This window comes from Rhizobium sp. TH2, from assembly GCF_024707525.1.
Taxonomy (GTDB): domain Bacteria; phylum Pseudomonadota; class Alphaproteobacteria; order Rhizobiales; family Rhizobiaceae; genus Rhizobium_E.
Window position 1 is genome coordinate 2,619,036 of sequence record NZ_CP062231.1, and the last position, 16,870, is coordinate 2,635,905.

General features: G+C 59.6%; 13 protein-coding genes and 1 tRNA gene. 3 read left to right on the top strand and 11 right to left on the bottom strand.

All coding sequences use genetic code 11. From position 1 onward, the window contains the following. Positions 1-34: 34 nt before the first annotated feature. The 7 genes from IHQ71_RS13140 to IHQ71_RS13170 form a co-directional block, all read right to left on the bottom strand. On the bottom strand, positions 35-1,180 hold the full coding sequence (locus IHQ71_RS13140) for a hypothetical protein (RefSeq protein WP_258162384.1): 1,146 nt from the start codon (positions 1,178-1,180) through the stop codon (positions 35-37). Between the two features lie 90 nt (positions 1,181-1,270). Next, entirely contained in the window at positions 1,271-5,062 is a 3,792-nt protein-coding gene (locus IHQ71_RS13145) for a vitamin B12-dependent ribonucleotide reductase (RefSeq protein WP_258162385.1), read from the bottom strand. A 750-nt stretch (positions 5,063-5,812) separates the two neighbouring features. Continuing rightward, positions 5,813-6,388 carry a hypothetical protein gene (locus IHQ71_RS13150; RefSeq protein WP_258162386.1) on the bottom strand — a complete coding sequence of 192 codons (576 nt, stop codon included), beginning with the start codon at positions 6,386-6,388 and terminating at the stop codon, positions 5,813-5,815. Positions 6,389-6,458: 70 nt separating this feature from the next. Next, entirely contained in the window at positions 6,459-8,363 is a 1,905-nt protein-coding gene (locus IHQ71_RS13155; RefSeq protein WP_258162387.1) for a methyl-accepting chemotaxis protein, read from the bottom strand. A 210-nt stretch (positions 8,364-8,573) separates the two neighbouring features. Further along, positions 8,574-9,071 (bottom strand): xanthine phosphoribosyltransferase, encoded by a 498-nt coding sequence (gene gpt, locus IHQ71_RS13160; RefSeq protein WP_258162388.1) that lies wholly within the window; start codon positions 9,069-9,071, stop codon positions 8,574-8,576. 131 nt (positions 9,072-9,202) lie between these two features. Continuing rightward, a complete protein-coding gene (locus tag IHQ71_RS13165; protein ID WP_258162389.1) occupies positions 9,203-10,033 on the bottom strand; it encodes a universal stress protein in 831 nt (276 codons plus the stop codon). 79 nt (positions 10,034-10,112) lie between these two features. Next, positions 10,113-10,895 (bottom strand): competence/damage-inducible protein A, encoded by a 783-nt coding sequence (locus tag IHQ71_RS13170; RefSeq protein WP_374989987.1) that lies wholly within the window; start codon positions 10,893-10,895, stop codon positions 10,113-10,115. 215 nt (positions 10,896-11,110) lie between these two features. On the opposite strand from IHQ71_RS13170, the gene wrbA reads away from it, so the two are divergent. After that, positions 11,111-11,734, top strand: coding sequence for an NAD(P)H:quinone oxidoreductase (wrbA, locus tag IHQ71_RS13175; RefSeq protein ID WP_258162390.1), 624 nt, complete (start codon positions 11,111-11,113; stop codon positions 11,732-11,734). A 229-nt stretch (positions 11,735-11,963) separates the two neighbouring features. Beyond that, a tRNA-Leu gene (locus tag IHQ71_RS13180) sits at positions 11,964-12,049 on the top strand. Positions 12,050-12,164: 115 nt separating this feature from the next. On the opposite strand, the gene IHQ71_RS13185 is transcribed toward IHQ71_RS13180, so the two are convergent. The 3 genes from IHQ71_RS13185 to IHQ71_RS13195 form a co-directional block, all read right to left on the bottom strand. Next, entirely contained in the window at positions 12,165-12,479 is a 315-nt protein-coding gene (locus IHQ71_RS13185) for a hypothetical protein (RefSeq protein WP_258162391.1), read from the bottom strand. Between the two features lie 30 nt (positions 12,480-12,509). After that, the gene (locus IHQ71_RS13190) at positions 12,510-12,989 is read right to left on the bottom strand and encodes a DUF992 domain-containing protein (protein WP_258162392.1); all 480 of its coding nucleotides are present in this window, start codon (positions 12,987-12,989) and stop codon (positions 12,510-12,512) included. 129 nt (positions 12,990-13,118) lie between these two features. Beyond that, positions 13,119-14,774 (bottom strand): arylsulfatase, encoded by a 1,656-nt coding sequence (locus tag IHQ71_RS13195; RefSeq protein ID WP_374989988.1) that lies wholly within the window; start codon positions 14,772-14,774, stop codon positions 13,119-13,121. A 675-nt stretch (positions 14,775-15,449) separates the two neighbouring features. Here IHQ71_RS13195 and IHQ71_RS13200 point away from each other — a divergent pair. Beyond that, positions 15,450-16,178 (top strand): SDR family oxidoreductase, encoded by a 729-nt coding sequence (locus IHQ71_RS13200; RefSeq protein ID WP_258162394.1) that lies wholly within the window; start codon positions 15,450-15,452, stop codon positions 16,176-16,178. A gap of 87 nt (positions 16,179-16,265) precedes the next feature. On the opposite strand, the gene IHQ71_RS13205 is transcribed toward IHQ71_RS13200, so the two are convergent. After that, positions 16,266-16,793: a GNAT family N-acetyltransferase gene (locus IHQ71_RS13205; RefSeq protein ID WP_258162395.1), complete on the bottom strand. Its 528-nt coding sequence runs from the start codon at positions 16,791-16,793 to the stop codon at positions 16,266-16,268. Positions 16,794-16,870 lie beyond the last annotated feature (77 nt).

Genomic DNA, 16,870 nt, shown 5'->3' on the forward strand with positions numbered 1-16,870 from the left:
TCGAAGTTGGTGAGGGGATGCGGCCAAAAAAAGCTTACTTCTTAGATTGCCGGGCGGTTTTCAGTGCATCAATTCTGGCTGGGAGATCCAACAAACTGGACACAATCTTATTGCGAAATGCGCTCGGCTCTCTGCCAACTAAATGAGCCATTTTCCTATCGCACCTAAAGAGATCCACATCAGGGATATAAAGAAAGTGCAGCATGTCGATGACGTCGGAATCTTGACTTTCATGCTCACCGAATACAACAGAGTTGACATACAGCTCAATGACGTCACCCCGACCTTCGCCGAACAGTTCGTCAAACTTCTTCTTTGGAAAGTCGACCTCCAATTTTGGTGGAGGTGTAAGTAAATTGGCGACACCCAGTGTGCCTGCATCCAATCCTGTCTTGGCAATCAAGCTTCGCAGTTCACGTTGATTCTTCTTTTGAGTAGCGACAAGCTTCTTATAGTTCACTTGGAGTTGCCGCATCTGTTCAAGTGCATCGAAAAGGGGCGCCGCAGTCTTTGACACAATGGCTTCCAGAGGATTGGCGAAGCCTGAATATTCATACCAAAGCTCCATCATATTTTCCGGATCAATCATCCAGCCTCTCAGAGCATTTATGATGGAATGCACAGAAAGGTCCCCGCGCAAATATCGCTCCACTATTCGGTCTTTCAACATTTGCTCGGGCACTGGCATGCCGGTAAAGTCTGCCTTCGAAAAAGGACCAATTCTTACGGATCTAAACAGTTCCCTCACGCCCTTAGTTGATTTAAGCTGTTGTCTTTTTTGTCTAGTTAGGCGCGGGTCGGCAATAAGGTTATCAATCGGCTCTGCAAATTTTGCCTTGACGAAGCTTGGCGTAATTCCATCAAATGTGCTTATTGGTACCCATATCCCTTTGTTGGGGAACGTACGTCCATCCTTCAAATCCGTTGGATAGGGATGAGCATGTGAACCACATAGTTGTTTAATGGTTCTTGCTCTGCTTTGACGATCAACTCTATGTTTTTCATCGCTATTTCGCAAAAGCTCAAATATTAGTGGATAAGAATAGCCAATTACCACTGAGCCTATTCTGATTTCTTCAAGCAAATAGGCCTTTATTGCCTCCATCTCCGATGTTAAAGTGCTTTTCCCGAGATTTATATAGTCTTGAGTGTCGAGGTAAACATTTATTGGACGCTTCATGAACAAAACCCCGCGATGAACTCAATCATCGCGGGGCACAATATTCCCAATTCTCGCTTAGGTTAAGTGGCGCTTACCGCTTATCCCCTATCAGCTGCACCCGCTGGTCGCACCACACGTGTTGCACTTCTCGCAGGTCCCGTTCCGCACCATGGTGAAGTTCTGGCACTCGCCGCACATGTTGCCCGTATAGCCCTGCGCCAGAGCCTGCGCCCGGCGGTCGGCGGCCAGCGTCTTGGCGTCCGCCTTGGCTGATGCCGCGTCGGCGGCGGCCTTGTCGGTGAAGAGGCCGGTGTCGGTGGAGGGTTCGACGACCTCCTCATATTCCAGCTCCTCGGCGATCTCCGCCTGGCGTTCCTCGTAATCGCGGCGGAAGGCCGTGATTTCGGTGACCGAGGGTTCGACGTCGAGCTTGCGGGCCGTGTTGCCGCCGAAGGCTGCGGAGATCACGGAGGCGCCGAGAGCACCGCGGGCGCCCTCGCCGGCCGAGCCCTTGGGCTCGCCTGATATGCCGCCCGAAACCAGCGTCGGCTTGTGGCCGCGCGTCCAGCCGGTCGAGATCAGGTTGGTCTTGCCTTCGGAAATGCCCTTGCCGAGCGCGGTATTGGAAAAATCGGACGTATCGACATGCGCCAGATCGTGGCGGCCGAGATAGGACACCGCGAGTTCGCGGAACACGTAGTCGAGGATCGACGTGGCGTTCTTGATCGCGTCATTGCCCTGCACGATGCCGGCCGGCTCGAACTTGGTGAAGGTGAAAGCCTCGACATATTCCTCGAGCGGCACGCCATATTGCAGGCCGAGCGAGATGGCGATGGCGAAGTTGTTCATCATCGCACGGAAGGCCGCACCTTCCTTGTGCATGTCGATGAAGATCTCGCCGATGCGGCCATCGCCGAATTCGCCGGTGCGGAGATAGACCTTGTGGCCGCCGACGATCGCCTTCTGGGTATAGCCCTGGCGACGGTTCGGGAGCTTCTCACGTTCGCGGGAAACACGTTCGATGATTTTTTCCACGATCTTCTCGGTGACCGCCACGGCCTGCGCCGCAGCAGGTGCTGCGATGAAGTCTTCCATCGCATCCTCGTCCGCTTCGTCCTCGATCAGCGAGGCATTGAGCGGCTGGGAAAGCTTGGAGCCGTCGCGATAAAGCGCGTTGGCCTTTAGGCCGAGCTTCCACGACAGCATGTAGGCGTTCTTGCAATCCTCGACGGTAGCGTCATTCGCCATGTTGATGGTCTTGGAGATCGCGCCCGAGATGAACGGCTGGGCAGCCGCCATCATGCGGATGTGGCTCTCGACCGAGAGGTAGCGCTTGCCGATCTTGCCGCAGGGATTGGCGCAATCGAAGACCGGCAGGTGTTCCTTCTTGAGGAAGGGCGCGCCTTCGAGCGTCATCGCACCGCAGACATGGATGTTGGCGGCCTCGATCTCCTTCTTGGAGAAGCCGAGGTGGTCGAGCAGGTTGAAGTCGATCGCGTTCATCTGCTCAGAGGTGACACCGAGGGAGCCGAGGAACTCGGCGCCGAGCGTCCACTGGTTGAACACGAACTTGATGTCGAAGGCCGACTTCAGCGCGGCGTTGACCGCCTCGATCTTGTCATCCGGAAAGCCCTTGGCCTTCAGCGAGCCGGGATTGATACCGGGCGCCTGGTTGAAGTTGCCATGGCCGACGGCATAGGCCTCGATCTCGGCAAGCTGGCTCTCGGAATAGCCGAGCGTGCGGAGCGCTTCCGGCACGGCGCCGTTGATGATCTTGAAGTAGCCGCCGCCGGCGAGCTTCTTGAACTTGACCAGTGCGAAATCGGGCTCGATGCCCGTCGTGTCGCAATCCATGACCAGGCCGATCGTGCCGGTGGGCGCGATGACCGAGACCTGCGCGTTGCGGTAGCCGTGCTTCTCGCCGAGTTCCAGAGCAAGGTCCCAAGCCGCCGTGGCATGCTTGATCAGGTCCTGGTCGGGGCTGTCGGCATGGATCAGCGCCACCGGGGTGACCGAGAGGGACTCATAGCCGGACTTCGTGCCATGCGCCGCGCGGCGATGGTTGCGGATGACCCGCAGCATGTTCTCGCGGTTCGGCTCGTACATCGGGAAAGTCCCGAGTTCGCCGGCCATTTCGGCCGAGGTCGCATAGCAGACGCCGGTCATGATGGCGGTGAGCGCACCGGCAATCGCACGGCCCTCGTCGGAGTCGTAGGGAATGCCGGTGGACATCAAGAGACCACCGATATTGGCATAGCCGAGGCCGAGCGTGCGGTATTCATAGGAGAGTTCGGCGATGCGCTTGGACGGGAACTGCGCCATCATGACGGAGATTTCGAGCACGATGGTCCAGAGGCGGACGGCGTGTTCGTATTCGCCGATGTTGATGCGCGCGGTCTTCGGGTCCTTGAACTGCATGAGGTTCAGGGAGGCCAGGTTGCAGGCGGTATCGTCGAGGAACATATATTCCGAGCACGGATTGGAGGCGCGGATCGGGCCGGCCGCCGGGCTGGTGTGCCAGTCGTTCATCGTCGTGTTGAAATGCAGGCCCGGATCGGCAGATGCCCAGGCGGCGTAGGAGATCGACTCCCAGAGGTCGCGGGCCTTCAGCGTCTTGACGACCTTGCCGTCCTTGCGGGCGGTGAGGTTCCAGGTGTCGTCACGCTCGACGGCGCGGAGGAAGTCGTCCTTGATCGAGACGGAATTGTTGGAGTTCTGGCCGGCAACGGTGAGATAAGCTTCGGAATCCCAATCCGTGTCGTAGGTCTTGAATTCCATGTCCGTGTAGCCCTGGCGGGCGAACTGGATGACGCGGCCGATATAGTTCTCGGGCACCATCGAGGCCTTGGCGGCCTTGATCTCGCGCTTGAGCGCCGGGTTCATCTTCGGATCGAAGCAATCGCCATCGGAGCCTTCGCAATTGACGCAGGCCTTCATGATCGCCTTCAAATGCTTGGCGACGATCTTCGAGCCGGTCACGAGGGCCGCGACCTTCTGCTCTTCCTTGACCTTCCAGTTGATGTAAGCCTCGATATCGGGGTGGTCGATGTCGACCACGACCATCTTGGCCGCACGGCGGGTCGTACCGCCCGACTTGATGGCGCCGGCAGCGCGGTCACCGATCTTGAGGAAGCTCATCAGGCCCGAGGAACGGCCGCCGCCCGAGAGTTTTTCGCCCTCGCCGCGCAGATAGGAGAAGTTGGAGCCGGTGCCGGAGCCATACTTGAACAGGCGCGCCTCGCGGACCCAGAGGTCCATGATGCCGCCTTCGTTGACGAGATCGTCCTCGACCGACTGGATGAAGCAGGCATGCGGCTGCGGATGCTCATAGGCCGACTTCGACTTGACCAGCTTGCCGGTGAAGGGATCGACATAGAAATGGCCCTGGCCGGGACCGTCGATGCCGTAAGCCCAATGGAGACCCGTGTTGAACCATTGCGGCGAATTCGGCGCGACGCGCTGGGTAGCGAGCATATAGGCAAGCTCGTCGCGGAAAGTGAGCGCATCTTCCTCGGATGAAAAATAGCCGCCCTTCCAGCCCCAATAGGTCCAGGTGCCGGCGAGACGGTCGAAGACCTGGCGCGCATCGATCTCGGAGCCGGATTGCTCGTCCTTCGGCAGCTTGGCGAGTGCCTCCTTGTCGGGCTCGGAGCGCCACAGCCATGAGGGAACGTTGTTCTCCTCGACGCGTCTCAGATGCGTCGGCACGCCGGCCTTGCGGAAATACTTCTGGGCGAGGATATCGGCAGCCACCTGGCTGAACTGTTCCGGCACCTGGATATCGGCGAGGCGGAACACGATCGACCCATCGGGGTTGCGGATTTCGCTGGTCGCGGTGCGGAATGCAACGCTGTCATAGGCCGACTTGCCGGCTTCCGTGAATTTCCGTTCTATGCGCATCTGTTCAACCCCTAGCCTTGGTCGCGCCCATGACAATGGCGCATGAATTCCCGTTCTGGAACGCGCGGGTTTGGTGACCTTGCGTACCAGTTGCCTCGATCTCAAAATGTGGAGCGGTGATTCCCCTACCCCTGCATCTTGTGGCATTGTTGGTCGCAAACACTAAATATAGTATTAACGCCGCATTAATGCCAGTCTTTTGTCTGTCTTGGGGCAAAAAAATCCGCGTGTTCTCACCCGTCACCAAGGCACGGAAATGCCTTGGGCTGACGCCCCTTGATCACACGCAGATTTCTAAAAAATGGACCGGGCCTCGTTACAATCCGATCCTGCTGCCGCCGCAACGAGGTTCATTAAGCGCGTGCCACGCGATTCCGTCAAGAGCTTGTTCGTGACGAAATTATTAACACCACATCTAGTATCAACAGGATGTGGAAAACTGGGAAAACGTCCAAGCCTCGGGAATACCTGCATTTCTCGATGGGGTGGCCGTGCCGCCCCAAGCCGATGTCATTAAAATCGTCTTGAAATTATTTATTTTTCAGCCCGAATGGCCGATCGTCTGTAAAAATTTGGGGCTTTGTGGCAGCAGTGCGCAAAACTGATTCGTTGCGGCTTTCAAGCGACAGCAATCACTACATCTTGTGTTCGGGCACTCAAATGTCACCCACAAGATGTCATAGAACGGAAGTTGTGGGCAGGCGAAAACCCTGTGGTCGTCGCCTGCCCTTTCAATGGACCAAAACCTGCTTATAGCTGGTCGAGATTGACGCCGATGGTGACGGCGCCGATCGGCTTGCCGGCTTCGTCGACGATGGTCATCGAGGCCTGGCTCTGCAGCATCTGGGTGGACTCGTCCTTCTCCGCCACATCGACGAACAGCGCGCCAGCGCCAGCACCGAAGGACTTGGTGAACTTGTCCTCGTCACCCTGCCAGAAATCCGACGTGATATCGCTCTGGCCGACATTCAGGCCCTTGGCATCGGTGACGAAGATCTCGGTGATGGCGCCGCCCGATGCTTCCTGCTTGGCCTTGAGGAAGGCCGAGACCGGATTGGCAATAACGGCGTCGATCATCGGATGTCCGTCGGCTTCCACTTCGGCACGCCATTTCTGGTCGAGCGCATCGACACCGGCCTGGTCGAGCGCGGCATTGGCCGCGTTCTGTGCCTTGATCGCGGCGACGATCGCCGGATCGGACAGCCAAGGCTTCACATTCGCATTGACATATTCGGTGACGGGGCCGACATGGGCCTCTTCACCCATCGCCGGCATGGCGATGGCAAGCGCAAGCATGGCGACAGCGCGCAGCAGATATTTCTTCATTCGCATTTCCCCTCTAGAGATCGGCTACCCCGAGCCGTTGGACGCGCCAAAACCTCTTGGCGCGAATTGCTTAGAATTCTTCCCAGTCCTGCGACTGTGCCGCGGCGGACTGGCTGCTTGCGGCGGTGCGGATGACCGGTGCCGCATGGGTCCTGCGGACGGGTGCCGCTACAGGCCTGACCGCGCGAATCGGCTCCGGCGTAATCATACGCGCCGGAGATGACGTGCTCGTGCCATCGAACTGGAAGTCGCTGAGCGCGGCCTTGAGTTGGTTGCTCTGCGTCTGCAGTTCCTGGCAGGCGGCATTGGTCTCCTCGACCATCGCCGCGTTCTGCTGCGTCGCCTGGTCCATCTGGCGGATCGCGTTGTTGACCTCGTTGAGGCCCATCGCCTGCTCCTTGGAGGAGGACACGATCGCCGCGATGCTGTCGTGGATCTCGTTGACCTGGCTCTCGATCGACAGCAGCGAATTGCCCATGGAATTGACCAGCGACACGCCCGAGCCGACCTCCTGGCCGGATGCCGAGACGAGTTGCTTGATCTCCTTGGCCGCACTGGCCGAGCGCTGGGCGAGCTCGCGCACTTCCTGGGCAACGACGGCAAAACCCTTGCCCGCATCGCCGGCACGCGCCGCCTCGACCCCGGCATTGAGCGCCAGAAGATTGGTCTGGAAGGCGATCTCGTCGATGACGCCGATGATCTTGCCGATCTGGCTCGACGAATTCTGGATGCGGTCCATGGCGGATACAGCGTCGCGGACGATGCCGGCAGCACCATGGGCATTCTGCTTGGTCGAAAGCACCAGCTTCGAGGCCTGGTCGGCCTTTTCGGACGCGAGGGTGACCGTGCTGGTGATCTCTTCGAGCGCGGCGGCCGTCTCCTCAAGAGCGGCAGCCTGGATTTCCGTGCGCTTGGCGAGTTGGTCGGCAGAGCTTGCAATGTCGGCCGCACCGCCATCGAGCGCGAAAGCGGTGTCGGAAATGCCCGAAAGCGTTTCGGCTACAGCCGCCACCATCGTGTTGAAATCGCTACGAAGCTTCTCGAAATCAGGGTCGATATCCCCGAGGCGCGCCGAGAAATTGCCGCTTGCGAGCTTTTCCAGCGAAGCGCCAAGCACCGCCATCGCCTTGGCCTGGGCCTCGGCGCTTTCCCGTGACTGTTCGGCGAAGCGTGCACGCTCGCCATCCATTTCCAGCTGACGCTGTTGGGCGGCGTGTTCCTGCTCGGCCTTTTCCTTGATCGACGTGATCGACCCATCGAGCGCCCGGGCAATCACGCCGACCGCGTCAGCACGATCGAGCATCGGCACCGCGGAGACCAAATCGCCGTCCTGCATCCCCGAAATGCGCCTGGCGAGCTGGCCGAGCGGCTTTCCCGCGAACTGGCGCATGGCGATGAGGAATGCCGCGATGACAAAGGCAATCACGAGAGCCTGCTTGGCGGCGAACAGCAGGGCCTGGTTGCGGGCGGCATCCACGACTGATGTGGACGACCAACTGGCCGCGACATAGCCGATGCGCTTGCCGGCCTTATCGAGGCCGAGCGGCGAAACCACGAGCACTTCGCCCGGCTTGGATTTGTCCACGACGATAGTCTCGGGGTTCTGGCTGAAGATCGCCTGCGCACGCTGATCATGATCGGCGCCGGCTTCCTTGGACCCGGCCCAGCCATCGGCAGCTTCCAGCTTGGCATTGACGGCCAGGAAGGCGACGAGCCCGAGCGACGGGTCGTTGCGATAAAGCGCGTAGGCTTCCTGGATGACGGAGGCCTTCTTCCACTTGACCGCGCCCTCGGCGGTGGCGCCGATCTGCTGGGTCGCCTTGCTCCAGTCCTTTTCAGCCCGTTCCATCGAAGCCGACAAATCGGCCGACCAGGACAGCCAGGTTGTGACTGCAAGGCCCGTCAGATTGGCCGCGACAATGACGACTGCAACTTTTGCGGTTAGCGAAAGCCTGGAAAAAACGCCCGATACCATCAGTTCCCCACTGGATTCACGACTGTCTCAAAACAATCCATGGGACTAGGCTTAGGCGATCAGACTTAATTGCCTGTTAAATACGCGCGTATCCCGGCGATAGCGACGACAAATATTCAAGAAACCTGAAAAACGCCAGAAACGCCGCGCATTTCCGGTTGAATTACACAGCACACATGAAATCAATGGATGCAGATGTTCGGCAGGCAATCAACCGGCGTGACCCTTGGCAATCGGCTCCTGATAGGTGAAGCCCATGTCCCATGGAAAATAGATCCAGGTATCCTGCGACACCTCGGTGACGAATGTGTCGATGGTCGGCACACCCTTGGGTTTGGCATAGACGGCGGCGAAATGGGCCTTGGGCAGCATGGCGCGCACCTGAGCGGCCGTCTTGCCGGTATCGGTCAGGTCATCGACGACAAGCAGCCCCTCGCCGCCATTCGTCAGGAGTTCCGCCGAAACCGGCTTGAGCACGGCCATGTCGCCCTGGTTGAGATAATCATGATAGGATGCGACGCAGACCGTCTCGATCAGGCGGATGTTGAGCTCGCGCGAAATGATCGCCGCCGGCACCAGCCCGCCGCGCGTGATGCAGACCATGCCCGTGAAATTGCGATTGAGCCCGGCAAGCCGCCAGGCCAGCGCCCGCGCATCGCGATGGAACTGGTCCCAGGAAACGGGAAACGCTTTTTCGGGAAGGGACATGGCGGCGGACTCTCGCAGATAAGATGATTCAAAGAGTCATTACGGGATTGCCGCCTGCCGCGTAAAGCGCAAAAACTGCGCGCGGCCTGTCCGCCGCGCGCTATCCACACCGATCGACTCTGGAATTCAGCTTAACGCGACATCAGCACCGGTACGGTCATCGATTCCAAGAGCACATGGGTGACGCCGCCGAAGATGCGCTCCATGATACGCGACGTGCCATAGGCACCCATGATCATCAGGTCGGCCGAGAAGTCGCTGCAGCGATTTTCGAGCACGGCGGAGATGGGCAGGCCTTCCTTGGCCTGCGACCGTGTCGTGACGTTGAGCCCATGCCGCGAGAGCGATGCGGCGATTTCGGCACTGAGCATATCGCCGGGCTGGCCGTCCCGTTCCTTCGGCTGGACGCTGAAGATTTCGATATCGGTTGCCTTTTCCAAGAGCGGCAGCGCATCGAAGACCGAGCGGGTGGCACCGCGCGAGCCATCCCAGGCGATCAGCACGCGCTTGAACGCCTTGAATTCCTTGTCGATCCACGGAATGAACAGCACCGGCCTTCCGCCTTCGAACAGCACCGTATCGTGCTCGCTGACCATGCCCGCCTGCGGCTGCGGGGCGATGACGAGGTCGGCTGCCCGCACGCTGTCGATCACGCCTGCATTGGCTGCCCCGGTAGAGCCCTTGAACGGCCGCCATTCATAGGAGACGCCCGAGCGCGCGCCGCAATCCTCGAACACTTTCCTGATGGCGCCGGTCCGTTCGGCCGCCGCATCGTAGAGGCTGGATATGACAGAGGAATCCGGCAGGTCGAGCGGCGACAGCACCGGCGGCGGATCGATCACCTCGCCATGCAGCCCGATGACATGCGCGCCATGCTCGCCGGCAATGGCAGCGGCCGCATCGAAGACCGGCCGGCAGGTCTCGGCCTGGGTAAGGATCGCGGCAATGGTTTTGACGGGCATCGGTTCCTCCTCAGATTAACGTGATTAAACTATGGATTTTAAACCGTTACGCCTTGATGTCGATCAACGCGCAAGGGGCTCACGGAGTTCCTTTCGCCTGTGCAGCGGCGATCTCCGCCACCATGGCAGCGACGGCATCGGCGGCGGCATTGAGCACCCCTTCCGAGCGTGCCCGCACCACCAGATCCGTCGAATAGGTCTTGCCGTCGAATTTCGGGTAGGAGCCGATCACCGTTTCGGGATGTTCCGCCTGCACGGCGCGCAGCGGCGAGCCGATCATGCCCTCGCCGAACGGACATGGAATCGTCCGCGACAGCATCCTTGTGCCAGTGCGAAGCGTCGGCAGGACATTGTCGAGCATCGCCTGGAATATCGAAGGCACGCCGGCCATGACATAGACATTCTCGACATTGAAGCCGGGTGCCGCCGACACCGGGTTGTCGATATGGACGCTGCCCTCCGGCATCCGCGCCATGCGCATCCGCGCCTCGTTAAACTCCATGCCGCGCTCGGCATACATCCGGCCCATGATGCGCATCGCCTTCTCGTCGTGCACGACCTTGCGGCCGAAGGCCTTGCCAATCGCATCCGCGGTGATGTCGTCATGGGTTGGCCCGATGCCGCCCGAGGTGAAGACATAATTATAGCGGCTCCGCAGCGCATTGAGTGCCGTGACGATCTCGTCCTCCTCGTCGGCGACGATGCGCACCTCCTTGAGATCGACGCCGTTGAGCGTCAGCATCTCGGCGAGATGGCCGATATTCTTGTCCTTGGTGCGGCCCGACAGGAGTTCGTCGCCGATCGCCAGCATGGCGGCGGTGACGATGTTGGCAGGATCCTTCATGATTTGTCCCTTGGTCATGCATGTTTTGCCGGTGAATTGATACCCCGCCGCCGACCCTGTCAAGCACGGCGGTCGCCACATGTTCGTTTCTCAAACTGCGGCGACAGGCGGATGATTGTTCACCGAGAGTGAACACTGCGGGCGCCATTTGCTGGGCTGCAAAGCGGTGAAATGACGTCTATCTACAGGTCTGCCGCAGCCCTTGACGCTGTTAAAACATAAGGATCATCACAATGGCAAAAGTTCTCGTTCTCTATCACTCGGCTTATGGCCACATCGAAAAGATGGCCGAGGCCGTTGCCGAAGGCGCCCGCGAAGGCGGTGCGACTGTCGATATCAAGCGCGTGCCGGAAACCGTTCCGGAAGATGTCGCCAAGGCCTCCTATTTCAAGCTCGACCAGGCCGCTCCGGTCGCCAAGGTCGATGATCTCGTCGAGTACGACGCGATCATCTTCGGCGCCGGCACCCGCTTCGGCACGGTCGCCTCGCAGATGCGCTCCTTCATCGACCAGACCGGCGGCCTGTGGGCCAAGGGTGCCTTGGTCGGCAAGGTCGGCTCCGTGTTCACATCGTCCGCTACCCAGCACGGCGGCCAGGAATCGACCATCCTCGGCTTCCTGCCGACCCTGATGCACCACGGCATGGTGACCGTCGGCCTGCCGTACGCCTTCCAGGGCCAGATGGGCCTCGACGAGATCACCGGCGGCTCGCCCTACGGCGCCTCCACCATCACCGGCGGCGACGGTTCGCGCCAGCCAAGCGAAAACGAACTCGCCGGCGCCCGCTTCCAGGGCAAATATGTCGCCGAGATCGCCGGCAAGATCGCCGGTACGGCTGCATCCAAGGCTGCGGCATAACGGATTTGGATCGCAGCATGAGACGGCCCGGCGGCAATGCCGGGCTGTTTTTCGTTCCGGGCGAAATCCGCCGAACGGCTCTTCTCAAATCGCACCGTGGCGGCTATGGCTAGCGCGCGCGGACGTGGCGGAACTGGTAGACGCAAGGGACTTAAGATCCGGTCATGTCCGCGAAAAGGCGCAACTCGCATGAGTCTCGGGCATGGGGTATTGGGCTGGAAATCTGAATGGCCGCTTGCCGAAACTGGTAGACGGAAGGCACTTAAAATGCCTCGGGCTTCGCCCGTGTGGGTTCGAGTCCCACAGCGGCCACCATCCGTTTCCTTTATGATTCGATCAAATTGCCCTTGGCTCACACGTACGAAATCGCATTCGTAGGCTGCGCACTATTTACGCATGTCTTCCGGCCTGGTGCGCGTCAGGAGCCACATCAGCGGACATAGTAGATCATGCCGCCGTTCATGGCCCGGTCCGCACCGATGATGTTTCGGATCTGGATGTTCATGGCTCGCAGTTGGGAAACAAGGGCGCGATCCCCGTTGATTTCGGCCTGTATCGCGGCAACATGGGACTTTGTCGCCCTCGTTCTTATCAAGGCCTTTTCGCCGTGGTTCGAAATATCGGAGAGATAGAGCACTTTGAAAGGCTTGGCACTCTGGCCGAGCGCCGGAGTAGATGAGCCGATAAGGGTTATAAGTCCAACTGCAAGAAATGCGGTGTAAAACCGTTTCACAATCGCCTCCACTAGACGCCGCCGTTGATGGGTCGGTGGAAATTAGTCGGACTCGAAGCTGAGGCTGACGGTGCGAACGCCGGCTGCGACGTTGACCCCGATTTCCCCTTCAACCGACAATGGCTGGAGGATGAAACCCTTGCCTGTTCCCCCGATGAGCGCATTGGCGCCGGCGCCCAGGCCAAGAGCCACGCCCGCATCGACGCCTGCGTATTTGCCAGCCAGGGCGCCGGGCTGCATATCGATCAGTGCCGCGGCAAAAACGCCCCAGATGAGGTGGCCCTGCTTGACCTCTCCCAGTTCTATTCCGATGTCCGTGATCTTGCCGACATAATTTTCCGTCGGTCCACTGACCGGGCGGAATTCACAGGTCATTTTCTGCTTCTCAATGATAATCAGTCCAATGCTCTTCGACATGTCGCAGACCAGCATGCCGAGATTGACCGACTTGGCGGCGAAGGCGTCGGCGCTGGCGAATAGAGAACTTGCCAACAGCATTGCGGCATAAGAGAAATGTTTCATGGTGCAGCCTTCCTTTACCCAAGCGAGAACTGGTTTACCGGGCGATGCCCGTGTATTCGCGGGGGCGCCTTCTGCGCCCCGTCGGTGTTCGAAGGGGTGACAACATCGCCACCCCCCTCACATTCCTGATCAGTTGCCGGTCGGCATCGGCATACTGAAGCCACCCTTTTCAAGTTGCTCCCGCATCCACTGGAATTGCTGGTATTTTGTAATTTCGATGGGGCCGGTATAAACTTCGCTCTGCAGCTTCCTCGGCGGATATTGGACGTAGGTTTTCATCAGGTCCTTGATGGCCGCGCTGATTGTGACCATTGTCCAAGTACGTTCTGTATAGTTGTTCATGAACAGATCATACCGCTCCTGCGGGTCCTGCCAGAGGTCGAAGACCTGCGGCACCGTGGCAACGTAACTACTCGGCCCCTTCCAGCCGAGATTGGTATCAACGGCCAGACCACCGGTGTTGGCACCATCGTCTCCGCGCAGGTTGAACACGGCTTTATAGTTGCCGACGCGGGCGGCGCCCGGCGAAAGTTCGTTTTCCGTGAAGTAGAACCACGAAGTCCGCTCCGACTTGCCGGTGCCGAGCAGGATCGGCGACATGTCGTAGCTGTCGAACATGGTCGGCTTGCCTTCAAGGTCTTCGGTCGGAAGCGGAACACCCGCAACCGACGCAAAGGTGGCCATCAGGTCGAGACCGCCGACGATGTCGTGGTTCTTCGTGTCGGGCTTGATCTTGCCCGGCCAGATCGCGATTGCCGGCACGCGGTTGCCGCCTTCGCGAACCGTACCCTTCGTTCCCCGGAACGGCGTGTAGCCGGCATCCGGATAGACATCCTGCCAGGCGCCGTTGTCGGTGGTGTAGAAGATCAGTGTATTCTTATCGAGGCCGGTCTCGCGGAGCTTATCGAGGATGCGGCCGATGCGGGTGTCGAGTTCAACGACGCTGTCGGCATATTTCGACTTCGACATCGACTTATGCTCGAATTCCGGCGCCGGCAGGTTCGGCTGGTGGACCTTCATAAAGTTGACGTCGATAAAGAACGGCTTGTCGGATTTCGACGCCTGCTCGAGGAAGTCGATGGCTGCCTTCTCGACATAGCTGTCGAAGAAGGGAATGCCGACCACGCCCGGCTTTCCGTCGATGACTGGCGTATCGACATATTGGCCGTTGATCTTGAATTCCTCGACAGCCTTCTCGCCGGCCTTCGCCGACAGCGCGCCCTGCGTCACCTTCTGAAACATTGCCCGCAGTTTCGGATCCATGTCCGGGAACCACGTCGGGTCGGCATAGGTATAGGCATTGAGGTGATAGAGACCGACATACTTCATCTCGTCGAAGCCGTGCGCATTCGGAAGCGCATAATCGGCTTCGCCGAGATGCCATTTGCCGGTGAAGTAGGTCTGGTATCCGCCGCGCTTCAGAACCGACGCGAGCGTCCACTCGGCGGCCGGCAGGCCGCCGCCCTGGCCCTGGAACGCCACGGTGGTCATGCCGCTGCGATTGGGAATCCGTCCGGTGATCATCGCCGCACGACCCGGCGTGCAGCTTGGCTGGGCATAGAAGGAAAAGAAGGTCATCCCCTCGTCGGCCATCTTGTCGATATTCGGAGTGGGTATGCCTCGTCCCTCTCCGCCGCCGTAAGGCCCAAGGTCGCCGTAGCCGGTGTCATCCGAGACGATCAGTAGAATATTGGGTTTCGAAGACTGGGCTTGCGCCGGCGCCGACATCAGGGCGACGGATGCCATCAATGCCGCGCCGGACGCAAGGAGAGTCCGCCTGGTCACCTCCATCCTGGAAGCTTTGCGAGGCTGTTCTTTCCGATCAGTTTCATTACACATGTTCAGGGTCCTCCCGTTGCAGTGACTAAAATCGCCGGGTCACAAAAGACGCGGCCATAGCGCGCCAGACGTCGAATTCTGCAATTTCAATATGGAAATGCCCGTCCGGCCCACGAGCGCTAGAGCAGTGCAAGGACAGGGCGGAGAATGCCGCGTGCTCAAGGTGGCAGGCGAGCGAGACCGTAGTTGCACCGTACTATCGCCCACAAGTACGTTACGGTAACATCGCTGTAATTTACGTGCGATGTAGAATGCGTCGGCAGTCAATCTGAGATAGACTAATCCGCCTGCTTTTCCGTCCTGTCCTTGACGGGGTGAATGTTGGTTTTCGATCGTCGTCAGCGGGCTGGTCGCACTCCACCTGACACTGTTCGCGGTTCGAAGAGAATCCAATTGGATCAAGAGTGCACGGGGCCGCGTCTATTTCACCATGGTCGCGCTTCTCTACCTTTCCGCCCTCTTGGAAACTGCGAGCACTTTGAACCAAGCGGATAACCCTCCCCATGAAAGCTTGTCGATCGCTGAGTCTGGCAGTACCGTCCGCATCCTCCCGGGTTGTCCACACTGGGAGAGTTAAGGTATTTCGATATTTTCTGGGCCCACTTCGGGAGGATTTTACAAATGACCCAATCGCTTGCGGGCAAGACCGCCATCGTCACGGGCGCCAGCTCCGGTATCGGCCGCGCAGCCGCCCGCGCGCTGGTCAAGGAAGGCGTCCAGGTTGCATTGGTGGCACGCTCGAAGGACAAGCTCGACGCGTTGGCTCGAGAACTAGGGGGCCAAACGCTGGCCGTTCCTGCCGACCTCACGGTCGCGACCGAGGTCGATGCCATGGTGGAGACGGTTGCAGGCGCGTTCGGCAGGATCGATATCCTGTTTGCCAATGCGGGCAGCTATGTGCCGGGCGTCGTGGCGGAAGGCGATGCCGACCAGTGGGACGCGATGCTTTCGGTCAATGTCAACTCGATCTTTCGCGCCATAAGGGCCGTTTTGCCGGGAATGATCGAACGCAGGACCGGCGAGATCGTTGTCACCAGCTCGATTTCGGGCCATCAGGCCTTGCATTGGGAACCGGTCTATTCGGCGTCCAAGCACGCCGTGCAATCCTTCGTCCACGGCCTGCGCCGCCAGGTCGCGCCGCACAACATCCGGGTGGGGTCGCTTGCACCCGGCATCGTACTCAACGAATTGTGGGGTATAACCGACCCGGAGGAAATCGAGCGCCGGGTTGCCGCCCATGAAGGGCTGCGCAGCGAAGACGTGGCTGATGCGCTGATTTTCATGCTGACCCGCCCCGCCAACGCCACTGTCCGCGACCTCGTGTTGCTGCCTCAGAACCAGGATATTTGACAGGACGCGGCCTGGAGCAGGCGCGATATGCCCGAGCGATCTTGAAAACCGCAGTCTCCAGGATGATCCATCCCGGGTTCAGAATTGTTAGCGCTCAAAACCCATTGAGTGGTTGGGCCGCCTCAACTCCAGATACACACTATCGCACCACTCGTCCCCAATCAGCCAAGTCGCCTGCTTGCGCCCCGTCTCCACGAATCCCAGTTTTCCCAGCAGCCCGAGCGAGGCCTGGTTGCGGGGATCGACGTCGGCGGTGATTGCGCCCATGCCGGGCCGCCCGAAGGCGCGGGCGATGAGGGCGGACAGGCATTCGTGCGCCAGCCCCTGCCCCCAGCAATCCGGATGGAAGATGTAGCCGATCTCCGGCAGGCGCCAGAAGCCGGCCTTGCCGATCACGCGGCCCTCGAAGGTGACGATGAAGTCGTCGCTTTCACCTTCCGGCGAGGCCATCATGGCTTTCAGCCACTCCCGGCTCTCGCCGAGATTCTTGTGCGGCAGCGTCGACCAGTAGCGCATGGCGACGGGATTGGAGAGGATGGCGTGCATCGCGCCGAGATCGCGCACTTCGGCCCGCCGCATGGTCAGGCGGGCCGTCTTGACGATGTTGTCTTCCATATCCGCCCCACGACCGCGCTCAATCGAAATAGCGGGAGCGTTCTAGCGCTGCGGGGTAGAATCGACAACCTTTTCGT